Here is a 15083-nt window from a genome sequence, read left to right on the forward strand (position 1 = left end):
GTCCATCGAATAGCTGTGCAGGAGTAGCACGGTGGGCCCGGAACCGCCATGGCGAAGCCGGCCGGTTTACCACTAACTACCTATCGCCCTGGGCCCTGCCGCACATGCCACACAAACTGCACTCGTACCAGCGCTTTCGCCGGTCGGGATCGCCGACAGGATTAGGTATCGGCGATGCATCGGTAGGCAATCGGGCCGACAGCGGTGGAACGCGCCCGGCCGCGCCCACGCGGGTCGTCCATCAGATCGAGGCAATCCGTAATCGGGCCGCGTCCGCGGAAAACCCCTTCGGGCCCGGCCATTTGGACCAGCACGGCTCCGAGCAGCAGCAGTACTGCGCCAGCCAATGCGTCCGGCCCAGTGACTGGTAGACGCGGCTGGGGCGGCAGCGATGCGCCACGGCCTGGACCCCTGCTCGGGTGGCGCGCACCGTAAGCAGCGGCAACCCAGCCGTCCGCAGGGCTACGTGAGCGGATGACCCGGGCAGACGAGTCCAGCGGGGTCTGCCCTCCTGCACTGATCGGCCAGCCATTCCTTTACCGGTACGGGTGTGCTCCCGGTGCTGGTGTATTCGGTAGCTCCGGTGGATCGCGAGAGCACGGTACCGTCAACGATGTTGTTCACCGACGCCTTCGCCACCATGTCACCGCCCAGAGAGTGTGCACTGTGCCAAGGACAAGGAGGACGACGATGCTGTCCAGGTTGGTCGTCATCGGGTGTTCGGGGCCGAGTCGGGTCACGGCGCGGGAGATGAGTGTCACGTCGGCGGGTATGGTGAACGCCGCCATCGAGGCCAGGCAGAGCGTCGTGCCGAATACCAGGAAAGCGCTGTAGACGCGCGCTGCGCGACGTTCGTGTTCAGGCAGGTAATGGCTCGGGTCCTGCAGAGCCTGCCCGCGCCCGGTAATGGCGCCCCACAGCCGATTCCCGCTGTAGCGCGCATACGCCTTGCCGTCGCCGAACAGGTCGCGGCAGCCAGTAAGGTCTTGCAGGATGAAATAGACGTCTGTACGCATGAACACCAAGAACTGGAACGGCAGCGCCAGCAACGCCAGCACCATAACCGCGGCCAGGATCTTATGCGTTGTTGTGGTCTCGACGGTCACCGTCAGCAGCAAGACCGCTGTCGCGGCGACCGAGAGATTCACCGCCATGCCAGCCGAATAGGCTGTCAGTCGATGCCGGCGCGAGGCGATTTCGATCCCGCTGATATCGGTCTCGGCCACCAGAAGTTGAAGCCGCGTGCCCAGCTGGATCCGAGCGTGGACGCCCGTGGCCCGTGCGGTGACAAAGTGCGCAAGCTCATGGACGAAGACCAACGACCACCCGCCGACGAAGCCGACTGCCAGCACGAGACTGCCCCGCGGGCTCCAGAGCAGGTCCTGGAAGCTTGGCAGCAGGTCGGGCCGCACGGCGAGTGCCAGCACTGCCGCCAGCATCAAGCTGCCGAACAACACCGGCAGAACCGGGCTGAGCGCGAATCGGACGTGTTCGGGGCGCACTCGGGGAAAGGACGCCGGCTGCGGCATCTCGGATGGCACGGGGTGGTGGTCGATCTCGGCCACGAAGCCCAGCGCGATCAGTTCTCGGACGAAAGACAGGACATCGAACTCGCAGCCCTCTTCGTCGGCCAGACGTACCTCCGCCTGCTCGACGGTGAGCCCCGCACCGAGCAGGTCGATCGCGACCGCGCCCGCCCTCGGAAGCGCCACGAACTGGCGGGTCTCGAACCGGCCCACGATCCATTCCCCATGATCCGGGCGGATCGCCAAGTCGTACAGGCGGATCTGGCTCGCCGGCAGGATGTCGGCCACGGGCCGTTCGGTCACCGAGTATCCCCGCAGGAAGGGCAGTCCGGTCGGCGTGGGTATCGCTTCAGGGCCGATAGACCCGGTACAGCGAGGTTCACGCCGTACTGAAAGCCTGGCTCGACCGGCGGCGCGCCGGTCAGCACGGCGAGTGCGAAGTGGGTGAGCAGGTTGCCCGTGATAGCGGCGGACACGACGTTGGCGGGCTGCCAGGGCAGTCGCGGCCCGAGGCTGTCCAAAGGCACGTCCGGGGGGAGGCGCATATCGGCCTGCTCGATTTCCTGATCGTGCAGACACTCCCAGCATGGGCCCTTACCGGGGACATAGGCGCCGGCCGAGGTGATGGGGCCGTGATAGCCGCCGGTCACCCAAGGAATGCCCGCAGCCAGGCAGGCACGGTTCGCCCATCTGCGGATCGCGCGCGGCTGGTCGGCGCAGAGGGCGACGAGGTCGTATCCGGGCCGGAGCAGGTCGGCAATGTCGGCCGGTCCGTCGACCTGCCGCCGTTCGCCCGTGACCTCCACATCGGAGTTGAGGGCGCGCAGATGCGCCATCGCGGCGTCGACCTTGGACTTCCCGATGTCATCCTCGCGGTAGAGGACCTGCCGGTTGAGATTGGACAGTTCAACGGTGTCGGAGTCGACGCAGTGCAGATATCCGACGCCTGAGGCGACGAGCCCTTGCGCGACAGCTCCGCCGGTGCCGCCGACGCCGATCAGGAGAACCCGGGATCGGCTCAATTCGATCTGGATGTCCCAGGGGCTCGAGCGGGGTGTCTGGTCGAGCCAGTGGAACAACGCCATGCCGCGCGAGTAGCGTTCCAGCTCACGCTCGGACAGCTGAGCCGGAACGGGTACGCCGGCGTCCTCGACGAATCCGGCGTCGAGGAGTTGCTGCATAGCATCGGCTACGTCAGCATCCGGCACATCCCCATGGCTGGACTTCACCACGGCCAGCACCCCCTGGGGTGACCGGGTTCCGTCCAGCGCCCCGACCAGGACCCAGACCCAACCGTCCGGATCTTCGATCTCCGCACCGACGCCATGGACCGTCGCGCCGATCCTGACATTGCCGTCCACGGTGACATACGGGACATGCTCCGGTTTGACCCGCGGACGCACCATGCCCGAGGCGCGTATTGTGCCGTCCATCAAGGGGACTCCCGATATCGGGCTCGCTCGCCGAGGTGCGGCATCGCCCGCTGGCCAACCAGGCAGGGTGCACCTCCACGCGACTCTCCGGATGGAAGGCGCACCCTGCGGTGACGCCTACGCGCCCGACGCCGAGGTACTGCCGGTCGTTTCCTTCTTGTCCAAGCGCCGGATCTTGATCACGACGCGATCCTGGATGGTCGGCTGAGCGGGTGCCTTGTTTTTGGACTTTTTCATGAACTCAATTCCTCGCCATCAAATAAGTGCACAATATCGATGTCCACTATTCATGTGCACATCGATCAGGTGCACATCGTTTACGTGTACAACGTTGAGGTACGTAGCGCCGTACTGTCAAGCCCTGCTTGTGCGGTCGGTCTGGAATCTGGTGAGCCACTGCGAGTCTCGGCCTAGCACGACAGTTGTATTTTGTTGTGCTGCAAGAGAGTTGATTTGGGGTAGTTTGTCTCGGGTGCTGGATGATGTTGTGGCCGAGGATCTTTCGGCTTGGCGAGCCGGTTTCGATGGGGTGTTCGCACGGGTAGCGGGGGTGTTCTATCGGGCAGAGCCGCGGCGGTGGGCGCGGCTATCCGACGGGGTTGCTGGCGCCGGCGGAGCGCAAGAATTCCTGGCAGCTGGCCGACGCCGCCAGCGTGGTGGAGCCGGACGGTTTGCAGCATTTCCTGAACCGGTCACGCTGGAGTGCTGTGCCCCCAAGGGGGCACGGTCGTGACCTCTTAGTTGGGCGTGCGACTGGTGAAATCGAAGGAGCCGCTGTCGATGCCCCAGGAGATGATTCGTTCGGGATGGATCCGAATGATCGAGCGTTCCTGGGGAGGGAACGGCGGCTCCTGGTCGTCGAGCGCCTCGGCCGTGCCGCGCACTTCGATGCCGCGAATAACGTACGGGTCCAACGAGACCTGCTGGTCGACGACGAACGAGACCCGACTGCCTGCCTCGACGTTGCGGTACTTACGGCTGTTGCGCATGCGCATACCGCCGATGTCGATGGTGCCGTCGGCGTTCACCCGATAGCTGGTCGGGTTGTTCTGCACGACGCCGTCGGGCGATACCGTGGCCAGCCGCCCGATCCCGGCCTCCGCGAGGAACTGCTGCTCATTCGTAGTGAAAGTCACCGATGAAGCGTAGTTGGAAGCCTCGGCAGCGCCCTCACCTCTTCCCAGAAGTGGTTCATGTCGGGCATTCCCGGTCAGATCGCGGATCAGGACGTCGAATGTGGGTGCGTCTGGCCAACTCGGTTTGGTGATCCCGACGCGGGTCCAACCCCAGCTTCGATACGCTCGGTAGGCGCGGTCGTTCTCCGGTTCGACCAAGAGGGTTGCGCGTTGCTCGGGTCGGTTGTTCAGCAGCTCGTCGTGCAGGGCTCGGGCCAGGCCTTGCCCGGTGTGGTTCGTGCACACCATGATTTCGGATAGTGCGAAGGTGCGGGTGCCGTCTTCGGTGGTGAAGGCGTCGCGGTCGGTGATGGTGCTGTCTGGCCGAAAGTTCTTCCACCATGCCGCATTTGGGCCGAGCGTCCATCCCCATGTTTGTCCGGCTGGTTTCCCGTCCCGGTATGCGATGACCATAGCGAATGCGTGGGCGCGGGTGGGTGAGGTGTAAGTGTCGAAGCGATGCATGAACTGCTCCGGCGAGTCGAACGGGTCGCCGGATGCGATCGCATCCACGTAGGACCGGCTATAGATGTCGGCCACGGTTGCGCGGAGCTCGCGGGCCTGTGCGGCATCGAGGTGCTGGAATACGACTGCGTCGGGCCATTTCATGCGTTGATCGCTGTCTGCGTGAGAGCGTCGAATCGCTGACCGAACTCCGCGCCAATGGACAAAGTGGCTGTTGCGCGCCGGACGGGTACGAGGACCTTGACGGTGCGCGGTGACGAAACCGCATTGCCCAGATGCTGTATCACAGGCATCGCTTCAGCCAGGGCACCCGGGAAGTCCCCGGTCGCAGCCCGCGCCGACGCCAGCCATGCCCGCGCGTTTACTGAATTCCGAACGGACGCTTGGTCACTAACGGCAGCCTCCAGCAAGTCCACCGCCTTTGCGAGGTTGCCAACCCGTCCATATCCGCGCGCTTCGTGGCCGCGTACCTCGGCATGGCCGACGAACCGCAGCCAAGCCGGACATTCTTCGATGGGCTCGTGCTCCACAGCCTGGTCTACCTCACGCCACGCGGTTGCGATGGCACGACCGAACGCGTTGCGATCCCCGAGCAGACCCACAGCCTGCGCCTGCCGGATTGCGATCAAGGCGTGGATCCGTCCAGGAGGTCTGCCCCGCATAAGATCTCGCGCTCGATCGACCAGCTTCAACGCATGGTGTGGGCTTGCCTGTCCCATTTGGGTGAGCGCGATCGATTGATTCGCGGCATATAAGCATGTGTGCGCGGTCAGATCGGGATCATCTGCCTGACTGGCCAGCGCCATCGCATCGGAGAAGCAGCGCCGTGCGAGCGGGTGCATGTCCGCATCGAATGCCAGCCACCCGGTCATTACGGCGAGTTCGCCAGTCGCACTAGCGAATGCGTCGCCCGCCGCCGAATCGAACCCGCATGTTTCCAACTGGTGCTTGGCGCGGGCGAGTCCCTCCACGGCGCAGCTCACCAGCGGTGCCCCACCAGCTCGCTGATCCTCACAGACCAGTTGGTCCACGCGGTCGAGCAGACGCCGCGCATCGGACATGCCGATTCGCTCCCTGTTGAGATCCCACGAGTCCAGGACCATAGCGGCACCGGTTGCCGCAGCTAACTTGCTGAACTCCCGCCGTTTCACGTCACCATCGACTTCCCACGCATAGACACCGAGCGAGCCGCCAGGCCGATCAGACAAGGCGTCGGCCTCATACACGCCAGGATGCACCGAAACTGCCGAACGCGCTTCGGTGACGGCCGCCCAAAATCGTGCGGCCTGGTCGTCGTTCAGTCGCACGAGTTCGCTGTCGAGGTCCTGTGCGGACTTGCCGCGCACTGGACGGTTGTCGAGCGAACGCTCCCATTTCCGCACGGTCACCGGCTGGTAGCCGAGTTGCTCCGCGAACGCTTCCTGCGTGAGTCGCAGAGCGGCAATGCGAAGAGCCTTGACTTCAACACCCGTCCAATTGGTAACGATCATGGCCACCCCTGTTCGCGTCCACAACGCTCGGTATCGAAAGCGTATTACTTGTGTGCGGTTTCGTGGCTGGGATCGAAGTGGCCGGTCGGCGACGCTTTAGGGGCACCCGGGTGTCGGGTGCCTGATCTACAGCTACGGGGAGGGATCACGGTGAATTCGAAACTGCCGCACCGATATCCGTTTGTCGGGCCGCCTGCTGCGTACAGCGGCGCTACGGCCGATGTCGTCGAGCGTTTTGCGGATGCCATCCGCGAGTGGGCTGGGCACAAGGAGCGCCGAGGTACCGAGTCCACGCCAGCCGCACACCGTGAGGGCGCATGATGCGACGAGATCGGTTGCGTACCACGCAGACTCAGGATGGTTGCAAGGTTGCGGTGTGGCGGTTGGTCGAATGTTCGGCTCGGGTCTTGCGTGTCGAGTTCACTTCCGAGTCGTTCGCCGCGTATTGCTTGCCGTCGCGCGCGCCGCTGACGGGGGTGCAACACGGAACGGTCGTGTTCGATCCGTATACCGATTTGGCGGCCGCGCGGGATTTGCTGCCCAAGCACGGTGATCTGTGGGACGCGCTTCGAGACGACTACTGGGCGGCGCTCATGAACTGCAAGGACCTGCCGAATCCATTGGAGGCGTAGGCAGATGTCCGAGAGTTCTCGCGATGAGATCGCTGCGTCGGTGCGCGCGTTGCTGGCTGCTTTTCACGAAGAAACGCATTTCAAGCTCGACCTTGCGCCAGCCGACAGTTTGCCGATCTACGAGCGCGCAGCCGATGGCTGGCTGTGTCGAGTCGGTGAGGACGGCTGGCTCCTGGATGCCGACAAGAGCGACACGATCGGGGACGAGTCGACCAGCGTTCGCAACGCAGAAGCCTGATCGAGCGTTCAACCGTCGTCCGTGCCGCGCCGTGCTGCGTTCGCGATAAACTGGTCTTTTCAACACACGTGACACGGCAGTTGGACACCAGGGAGACCCCAGCCCTGCTCGCTGAACGATGCACGTCAGATCAGACGCTCACAGCTTCCGGTCCTTGATCCAGAACATGCCACGGCCTGATTCCGCAGGCGCGCGCACCTCGCGTGGTTCGATCCGGTCGAGCCGGTATCCGAGTCGGCGGGGTACTGCCGCGCTGCGAATATTGGCTTCGTCACAGTGGATTTCGATATGGCCGATACCAGGTAGGGATGACGCGATTCGCGTCAGTGCGGCGGCGGAGCGCGTGATCACTCCGCGGCCGGTATGCGCGATATGGCACCAGTACCCGATTTCCAGCGTGTGCGGCCCGACGCGGTCGTGGATTCCGATCGCACCGAGTAAGGTCCCCTCGGCGTCGAAGATGCCGTAGTTGCAGCTTCCGTGGGGGCTTGGCCAGCTAGTCGCCATCGTGTCGCCGAAGGCACGATGCTGCTCGAGTGTCATGGGTTCAGCGAGCCAGTCCATCCATGGATGGAGGTGGTCGAAGGAGACGGCGACCGCCTCGAAGCGCAGCATCAGATCCTCGGGCTGCCAACGGCGCAGCAGCAGGTCACCCAGGTCGATCTGCTGAGGCGGCGCAATTCCGGACGCAAGCGCGGCTGGTTGCTCGGTGCCCATCCTGGGATGTTGGCAGCTGATCCGATCTGAGGCAACGCAATAACGGGTTGGTCGGGATTCCCCGGATCGGTAATGCACGCCAGGAGCCTGTTGCGCCGCGACTTACCTGGCGAACCGCAACTCGCCACCTTTCCGCGGAATGGTCAGGCGCCTAGTTCTTCGGCGAGGAACCGACCTGTTTGACGTAGCGGTGAGCAGGAACCGATACGGGCCCATCGGGCCCAGGGGCCTGGTGGCTGAACAGTCCCTCATCGACCCACCCGTTGCGCGTGTAGAAAGCGCGGGCTCGGGTGTTGCCCGGAACTACCGCCAGCCAGGCGCGGGAATGACCGCCAGCACGTATGCGCGCCTCGGCGGCGCCGAGCAAGGAGGCGGCGATTCCGGTTCCGCGGTGGTGGCGGGATAGATAGACCTGGTCGACTTCGTCGTCGAGGGTCATGACGAAACCGGCTACCTGGTCGGCGATGATCGCGACAACGGTGTCGTCGATTCGCTCGGCGGCGCGTACGCCGAACGATTCCTGGGGCCGGACGGCGATGAGTTCGTCGGGGACATTGCCGAGGTGGGCATCGCGCCAGCCTTCGTACCAGATGGCCGCGATGGATTCGGCGTCCTCGGGCCGGGCGAGGCGCAGGTGCGGGGGATCGGTCATCAACGCAATGTAGCCCGGCGAGGGTTGACATGAACCCTGGTTGAGGTTGAAGGCTGGGGGTATGAATCGACCGGCTGAATTCTGGAATGCTGCCTATGACAACGGGTCCGCGCCGTGGGTGATCGGGGAGCCGCAGCCCGCGGTGCTCGAACTGATCGAGCGGGGGTGGATTCGGGGTGCGGTGCTCGATGTTGGGTGTGGTGCCGGTGAGCACACCATTCGGTTGACCGAGCTCGGTTATGACGTGCTCGGACTGGATCTGGCACCGAGTGCGATCGCTTATGCCAGAGAAAATGCACGCGAGCGGGGGGTTGCCGCGCGCTTCGAGGTGGCCGATGCGCTGGGTCTCGGGGATGAGCCCCGCTATGACACCATCCTCGACAGTGCGCTCTTCCATGTTTTCGCTCACGACAACGGCGATCCGACCGATTATCTGCGCAGCCTGCACCGGGTCCTGAAGCCCGGCGGGTATCTCCACATCCTCGCGCTCTCCGACGCCGAACCCGGCTTCGGCCCGCGCATCAGCCGCTCCGCGATCACCGACGCGTTCGGTGCGGGCTGGGAGTTGGAGGAACTGGAGGTCGCACGCTATCGGGGACGCGTCAGCGAGGCGGTCGTCGAGGCGGAGGAACTCGGTCTCACGCCGGGCAGCATTGTCGACGAGGCCGCCTGGCTCGCCCGCGTGCGCCATTCCTAGCGCTGTGCAAACACCGACCCTGGTGGACTGTGCATCGGGTCGCGGCACTGCCTGCCGTGATCCGATCGCCAATGGAAAGGGTCATTTGTCATGACATACACCCGTACCGGATTCGTGCGAACAGCTGTTGCGCTCGGCGGTCTGCTGGCGGCGGGGGCGCTACTGGTTCCCGGAACCGCTTCGGCGCAACCGGGCATCGGCGGCGGACTGATCGAGACGACATGCAGCTTCGCGCAGGTGGATGCGGCCATTCATGCCGAGGCGCCCAAGCTCGCCGAACGCCTGGACAGCCATCCCGATCGCAAGGCGAAGCTGCAGGAATTCCTCGGCCTGCCGGTCGAGCAGCGCAAGCAGCGCGCCCAGCAGTGGCTCGATAACCACCCGAACGCGCGGACCAAGATCGAGGAGAAGCGCAACTCGCCCGAGGGCCAGCAGAAGATCGACAAGCTGCGGCAGATCGCGAACACCTGCCACAACTACTGAGTTGAACGCGGGCGGCGCTATCCGGCGTCGCCCGTTCGGTTCTCGATGGTGACCGTGACAGTGAGTCCGCCTTCGGCCCGCGCGGTCGCCCGGACTTCGCCGCCGTGCGCGTGCGCGACCGATCGCACGATCGACAGCCCCAGCCCCGCGCCCCGGCTGTTCGGTGCATGCGCCGTTTCGGGTTCCCGTTCGCCGGAGGCGAGTCTGCGGAACGGTTCGAAGAGTCCGTCGACTTCGAAGGCAGGCACTACCGGGCCGGTATTCTCCACGACGAGTTGCGCATTGCTGCCTGTGCTAACCGAACTGATTGAAACCCAACCGTTTTCGGCGATGTTATAGCGAATCGCATTGTCCACCAAGTTCTGTGCCAGACGTTCCAGTAGTACCGGATCGCCCGAGACCCGAGCCGACGCTATATCGGTGCGGATCTCGATACCGGCCCGGTCGGCGGCATCGCCCGCGACAGCGACCACCCGACGGACCACCTCGGCCAGATCGACCCGACTGCGCTCGATGAGGCGCTGCTCACTGCTCGCGAGCACCAACAATCCGTCGATGAGTCGCTCGTGCCGGCTATTGACCTCCAAAAGCGTTGCTCCGAGCCGACGCGTCGATTCGGGTGCCTCGGGATCGTCCAGCGCCACCTCGATCAACGTGCGATTGATGGTCAACGGTGTGCGCAGTTCATGTGAGGCATTGGCGACGAAGCGGCGCTGACCGTCGAAGGCGCGATCCAATCGCTCCAGCATGGCGTCGAAAGTGTCTGCGAGATCCTTGATTTCGTCATCGGGTCCGGTCAGCGCGATCCGCTCGTGCAGGCTGCGATCGGCCACCCGTCGCGCGGTCGCGGTTATCTGCTGTAGCGGATGCAGGGCTCGCCCGGCCAGCAGCCAACCCAGTCCGCCCGCGACGATCCCGATCGCACCGAGGGAGACCAGCGACCAAACGAGCATCGACTCCAAGGTGTCGCGGCGCTCCTTGGCGGCCTGCGCGGTCAGTGCCGCGTACAACTCCTCGGTGACGATCGGCCGGTTCCGCTTGGCCAGGTACTCGCGCACGAGGATCTGGGCACCCATGCCGTGTCGCCGATCCAGCGACCGATCGAGATAGAAATACATCAGCGCAACCAGAATCGCCCCCGCGATGAAGAACGCGCCCGCGTACAGCAGGGTGAGCCGGAGCCGAATGGTGCGGCCCCTCATCGGATGCGATACCCAACGCCCGCCTCGGTCTCGATCACCGGCGGACCGCCCAGCTTCCGCCGCACCATCATGATCGTGTATCGCACCACCCCCGTGAACGGATCGATGTTCTCGTCCCATGCCTTCTCCAATAACTGCTCGGCCGACACCACCCCGCCATCGGCACGCAATAGTTCGTCCAGTACCGCGAACTCCTTGCGCGACAACGAAACCGGCTGCCCGTCGCGGGTGACGGTCAGCCGATGCGGGTCGAGCCGAATCCCGGCCCGCTCCAGCACCAATGGTGTCGCGGGCCGCGCGCGCCGCCCCAGCGCCTGAATTCGTGCCACCAATTCGGAGAATGCGAACGGTTTGGTCAGATAGTCGTCGGCACCGAGTCCGAGCCCCGCGACCCGCTCGGCCACCGCGGCGGCAGCCGTCAGCATCAGGATCCTGGCATCGCTGCCCGCCTCGGTGAGCGAGGTGCAGACGGTATCCCCGGATACATTCGGTAGATCGCGATCCAACACGATCACGTCATAGTCGTTCACCGCGACTCGTTCGAGCGCATCCGCGCCGTCGTGCACCACATCGACCGCCATCGCACGCCGCCGCAGCCCGTGGGCTATCGCATCGGCCAGCAACCGTTCGTCCTCGACCACCAGTACCCGCATTCGACCATCGTGCCTGTTGTCGCTGTTAGGGCGCTGTTAGTGCGACAGAACCCGCGTCGAGTTGGCGATTTCGGCGCATCCGGCGATGCGGAGTGATTCAATCTGCTCGGTGTGCGCTCTGTAGTAGCTGATAGCAGTGAAAGGAGTTCAGATGACAATGTCGGTCGCCGACCGCATATTCTTTCGCGTCAACCGATTCCACAGGGAACGGGTCGCGATCGCATGGGGCGGACGGCATATTCTGCACGGTCGTGAACCGAGGCCGGGTGACGTCGTGCTGACCAGCAACGACTATCTCGCGCTCGCCCACGAGCCGCATATCGTCGGCGCGATGTGCGCGGCATTGCAGTATGCGAGCGGGGGAGCGCCGCCGTCGGGCGTCTTCCTACACGGTTCCGACCATCCGCAGATCGCGCTGGAAAAGACACTTGCCGAACATATGCGGGCGGCGGGCGGAGTTCTGTGTCAGTCGGGCTGGGATGCGAATGCCGGATTGATGCAGTCGATCGCCGATGCGCATACGCCGGTCTATGTCGATCACATTGCGCACATGTCGCTCTGGCATGGCGCGAAAACCGCTGGTGCGCCGGTATATTCGTTCCGACACAATTTTCCGGGCCATCTGCGCGACGAGATCCGCAAAAACGGACCCGGCATCATCGCGGTGGATTCGATCTATGGCACCAACGGGAGCCGCTGTCCGCTCACCCAGATCTGTGATGTCGCCGACGAAACCGGCAGCGTGCTGGTGGTCGATGAATCGCATTCGCTCGGCACCGACGGGCCCTACGGTGCGGGCATGGTGGTCGCGCTCGGCCTCGCCGACCGGGTGCCGTTCCGGATCGCCAGCCTCGCAACGGCTTTCGCGGGCCGTGCGGGATTCGTCGCCGCGAACAATATCGATTTCGTCGACTACTTCAAGATGGAATCCGATCCCGCCGTCTTCTCCGCGACACTGTTGCCGCACGATATCGCCGGTCTGGCCGCGACGCTCGAGGTGATTCGCATCGACGATTGGCGGCGGGTCCGGCTGCGCGAGATATCCGCTGTCGTGCGGCGCGCGCTGTTGGCGTTGGAATTCGATCTGGAGGGTTCGGCCAGCCATATCGTCGCGCTGCAGACCGGTTCGGATGAGCGCACCATCGCGATCCGCGACTTCCTGGAGGCTCGCGGCGTTTTCGGTTCGATCCTGTGCTGGCCCGCCACCGCGCCCGAACACGCGCGCATCCGCTTCTCGCTGCACGCGGGGCTCACCGATATGCAGGTGGAGCGACTGATCCAGGTGTGCGCCGAGGTGCGCAACAACTTCGGCGCGATGGCTCCGGTGCGTCACGAAAGGCCGATGCCCGTACCGCCTGCACCGCAACTCGTGCCGACTCGGTGAGCTATCAGGCGGCCGTCGCACGCGGAAGGATCACCGTGAAGGTCGCGCCGTTGCCCGGCTCGCTGTCCACGCTCACCCGGCCACCGTGCGCCGCCACCAGAGCCTGCACGATCGATAGCCCCAAACCTGTTCCGCCACTGGCCCGGGTGCGCGAGTCGTCGGTGCGATAGAACCGTTCGAAGACTCGGGCGGCGGCATCCGGCGGCAAACCGGGGCCGGTGTCGATGACGTCGATGCGCACATCATCGGCGGATGGGGTGAGCCGCACGGTGATCGCGGCGGTGGCCGGAGTGTGGGCCAGCGCATTGCCGAGCAGATTGGCCAGCACCTGACGCAATCGCGCCTCGTCGCCGGTCACGTCCATGGTGCCGACGCCCGAACGGACCTCCAGGGTGATCGGGCGTTGCGGTTGCTGCCGTGCCGCCATGGCCTGCGCATTGTGCACCCCATCGCCAGCGAGTGTCAGCAGATCGACTTGACTGCGGTCGAGTGGGCGTCTCGCGTCCAAGCGCGCGAGCATGAGCAGGTCCTCGACCAGCAGGCCCATGCGTTCGGCCTCGGCCTCGATGCGGCCGACCACCATGGACGCATCCGTGCTCGCGCCTTGGCGGTAGAGCTCGGCGAAACCGCGAATGGTGGTGAGCGGGGTGCGCAATTCGTGGCTGGCGTCGGCGATGAACTGGCGCATCCGGCGTTCGGAGCGTCGGGCGTCTTCTTCGGAGGCCTCGGTGGCGGCGACGCCGTGCTGAATCTGTGCGAGCATCGCGTTCAATGACCGCGCCAACCGGTCGACCTCGGTATCGACACCACGTACCGGAACGCGCCGGTGTAGGTCGCCGCCCGCGATCGCCGCCGCGGTCTTCTCGACGTTGCGCAGCGGCCGCAGGCTGCGTCGCACGACGAAATATCCGACCACACCCAGCGCGATCAGCGCGGCCGCTCCGGTGCCGAGTTCGAAGTAGATCAATCGCGATACCGTCTCCTGGTTATCGGTGAGCGGCAGCGCGATGGTCGTCGAGCCGTACTGGTTGCTGGTGGTCAGGGCACGCCACCGCACCTCGGAGCCGTCGGTCGAGCCGACGGTCGTGGGGACCGATGCCGATCGCCCATTGGTATCCGGCGTGGTGCCGATGCTGGCGACGGTGACCGAGGTGCCCGGATAGATCTGTCCCTCGGGGCCTTTGTGCAACTCGTAGAAGCGGCGTGGTTGATCGGTGAACAGTCGCGGTGTCGGCGCCTGCGGCAGGTCGGCCGGAACCCATACCGTCGCACCGTCATTCGTGAGGACCTGCTTCATCTCGCGTGGCTGGGCCCACGAGCGTGCGGCATCGTAGAGCTGCTCGTCGGTGCGCGCGGTCAGTGACCGGCTCAAAGCGGAGGTCACCGCGAAACCTGTGGAAACCAGCACCATGGCCGCCAGAAAGACCAGGGCGACAACAAGTCCCACCCGCAGCGGGATGGCCGAGACCCGCCGCGCGAGTGATCGGCGCAGTCTCATATCCGACTCGGCTGCGGTGCGCGCAGCACATAGCCGACGCTGCGCAGGGTGTGGATGAGCTTCGGTTCGGTCGTATCGACCTTGCGCCGAAGATACGACACATACGACTCGACCACCCCCGCATCACCGCCGAAGTCATAGCGCCACACGTGATCCAGGATCTTCGCCTTGCTGAGCACCTTGCCCGAATTCACCATGAAATACCGCAGCAGCGTGAACTCGGTGGGTGACAATGCCACCGGTACACCCGCTTTCCAGACTTCGTGACTGTCTTCGTCGAGTTCGATATCGCCCACCGTGATGCGGGAAGACGGGTCCACGACGGCATCCTGGCCCGACCGCCGCAGGATCGCACGCAACCGGGCGATCACCTCTTCGAGGCTGAACGGTTTGGTGACGTAATTGTCGGCGCCGAGGGTCAGCCCGGTGAGTTTGTCGTCGACATCGTCGCGAGCGGACAGGAACAGCACGGGCGCATCGACCCCGTCCGCGCGCAGCCGCCGCAACAGCCCGAAACCGTCCATGCCCGGCATCATCACGTCCACGATCAGCGCGGCCGGCCGGAACCGGCGTGCCTTGTCGAGCCCGTCCGTCCCGCTGATCGCGGTGACCACCTCGAACCCCTGGAATCGCAGACTGACCGCAAGGAGCTCGACAATCATCGGCTCATCGTCGACGACGAGAATGCGCGCCTCCGGCTCTGCTCTGCTCATTCCATAAGCGTGACGGGCCGAGCAAGGCCGCAGCTCGAGACAAGCTGGGTGTTGGCTGTGAGCGTGGCGCAGCTGGGCCTACTGTTCCGCTCATATCTCTGTTTGCTAAACTATGAAATCAATGT

15 protein-coding genes and 1 pseudogene are annotated in these 15083 nt (G+C 64.7%); 6 read left to right on the plus strand and 10 right to left on the minus strand.

Annotated elements, in window-relative coordinates; all coding sequences use genetic code 11:
* Positions 1-620: 620 nt before the first annotated feature.
* Both ACIBI6_RS04370 and ACIBI6_RS04375 read right to left on the minus strand, forming a co-directional pair.
* Complete coding sequence (locus tag ACIBI6_RS04370; protein ID WP_396955292.1) at positions 621-1829, minus strand: hypothetical protein; 1209 nt, start codon at positions 1827-1829, stop codon at positions 621-623.
* Positions 1826-2959 carry a ThiF family adenylyltransferase gene (locus ACIBI6_RS04375; protein ID WP_364350135.1) on the minus strand — a complete coding sequence of 378 codons (1134 nt, stop codon included), beginning with the start codon at positions 2957-2959 and terminating at the stop codon, positions 1826-1828. The genes ACIBI6_RS04370 and ACIBI6_RS04375 overlap by 4 nt, the downstream gene beginning before the upstream one ends.
* Positions 2960-3503: 544 nt before the next feature.
* Here ACIBI6_RS04375 and ACIBI6_RS04380 point away from each other — a divergent pair.
* Positions 3504-3666 (plus strand): annotated as a pseudogene (locus ACIBI6_RS04380) (transposase); the annotation flags it as partial.
* 30 nt (positions 3667-3696) lie between these two features.
* Here the strand turns inward: ACIBI6_RS04380 and ACIBI6_RS04385 are convergent.
* On the minus strand, positions 3697-4743 hold the full coding sequence (locus tag ACIBI6_RS04385; protein ID WP_364354605.1) for a PPOX class F420-dependent oxidoreductase: 1047 nt from the start codon (positions 4741-4743) through the stop codon (positions 3697-3699).
* Complete coding sequence (locus ACIBI6_RS04390) at positions 4740-6089, minus strand: hypothetical protein (RefSeq protein ID WP_364354608.1); 1350 nt, start codon at positions 6087-6089, stop codon at positions 4740-4742. Before ACIBI6_RS04390 ends, ACIBI6_RS04385 begins: the two co-directional genes overlap by 4 nt.
* Positions 6090-6406: 317 nt before the next feature.
* Between ACIBI6_RS04390 and ACIBI6_RS04395 the strand changes: the two genes are divergently transcribed.
* Both ACIBI6_RS04395 and ACIBI6_RS04400 read left to right on the plus strand, forming a co-directional pair.
* Positions 6407-6721, plus strand: a complete 315-nt coding sequence (locus ACIBI6_RS04395; RefSeq protein WP_396955294.1) for a hypothetical protein — start codon at positions 6407-6409, stop codon at positions 6719-6721.
* Between the two features lie 40 nt (positions 6722-6761).
* Positions 6762-6959 (plus strand): hypothetical protein, encoded by a 198-nt coding sequence (locus ACIBI6_RS04400; RefSeq protein WP_364354614.1) that lies wholly within the window; start codon positions 6762-6764, stop codon positions 6957-6959.
* 138 nt (positions 6960-7097) lie between these two features.
* Here the strand turns inward: ACIBI6_RS04400 and ACIBI6_RS04405 are convergent, their stop codons facing one another.
* Positions 7098-7676 carry a GNAT family N-acetyltransferase gene (locus tag ACIBI6_RS04405; RefSeq protein WP_364354617.1) on the minus strand — a complete coding sequence of 193 codons (579 nt, stop codon included), beginning with the start codon at positions 7674-7676 and terminating at the stop codon, positions 7098-7100.
* Between the two features lie 151 nt (positions 7677-7827).
* On the minus strand, positions 7828-8328 hold the full coding sequence (locus tag ACIBI6_RS04410; protein WP_364354620.1) for a GNAT family N-acetyltransferase: 501 nt from the start codon (positions 8326-8328) through the stop codon (positions 7828-7830).
* 61 nt (positions 8329-8389) lie between these two features.
* On the opposite strand from ACIBI6_RS04410, the gene ACIBI6_RS04415 reads away from it, so the two are divergent.
* Both ACIBI6_RS04415 and ACIBI6_RS04420 read left to right on the plus strand, forming a co-directional pair.
* Positions 8390-9025: a class I SAM-dependent methyltransferase gene (locus ACIBI6_RS04415; protein ID WP_396955295.1), complete on the plus strand. Its 636-nt coding sequence runs from the start codon at positions 8390-8392 to the stop codon at positions 9023-9025.
* A gap of 90 nt (positions 9026-9115) precedes the next feature.
* Entirely contained in the window at positions 9116-9508 is a 393-nt protein-coding gene (locus tag ACIBI6_RS04420) for a hemophore-related protein (RefSeq protein ID WP_396955296.1), read from the plus strand.
* 17 nt (positions 9509-9525) lie between these two features.
* Here ACIBI6_RS04420 and ACIBI6_RS04425 read toward each other — a convergent pair whose 3' ends face one another.
* Complete coding sequence (locus ACIBI6_RS04425; protein ID WP_396955297.1) at positions 9526-10710, minus strand: sensor histidine kinase; 1185 nt, start codon at positions 10708-10710, stop codon at positions 9526-9528.
* Entirely contained in the window at positions 10707-11363 is a 657-nt protein-coding gene (locus tag ACIBI6_RS04430; protein WP_396955298.1) for a response regulator transcription factor, read from the minus strand. Before ACIBI6_RS04430 ends, ACIBI6_RS04425 begins: the two co-directional genes overlap by 4 nt.
* Positions 11364-11514: 151 nt before the next feature.
* On the opposite strand from ACIBI6_RS04430, the gene cqsA reads away from it, so the two are divergent.
* Positions 11515-12747 carry an alpha-hydroxyketone-type quorum-sensing autoinducer synthase gene (cqsA, locus tag ACIBI6_RS04435; protein WP_364354634.1) on the plus strand — a complete coding sequence of 411 codons (1233 nt, stop codon included), beginning with the start codon at positions 11515-11517 and terminating at the stop codon, positions 12745-12747.
* Positions 12748-12751: 4 nt separating this feature from the next.
* Here the strand turns inward: cqsA and ACIBI6_RS04440 are convergent, their stop codons facing one another.
* Together ACIBI6_RS04440 and ACIBI6_RS04445 are read right to left on the minus strand one after the other, a co-directional pair.
* Entirely contained in the window at positions 12752-14245 is a 1494-nt protein-coding gene (locus ACIBI6_RS04440; protein WP_364354637.1) for a HAMP domain-containing sensor histidine kinase, read from the minus strand.
* Entirely contained in the window at positions 14242-14958 is a 717-nt protein-coding gene (locus ACIBI6_RS04445; protein WP_396955299.1) for a response regulator transcription factor, read from the minus strand. The genes ACIBI6_RS04440 and ACIBI6_RS04445 overlap by 4 nt, the downstream gene beginning before the upstream one ends.
* Between the last annotated feature and the right edge of the window lie 125 nt (positions 14959-15083).

It is taken from the genome of Nocardia sp. NPDC050412, assembly GCF_044458825.1.
Classification (GTDB): Bacteria; Actinomycetota; Actinomycetes; order Mycobacteriales; family Mycobacteriaceae; genus Nocardia.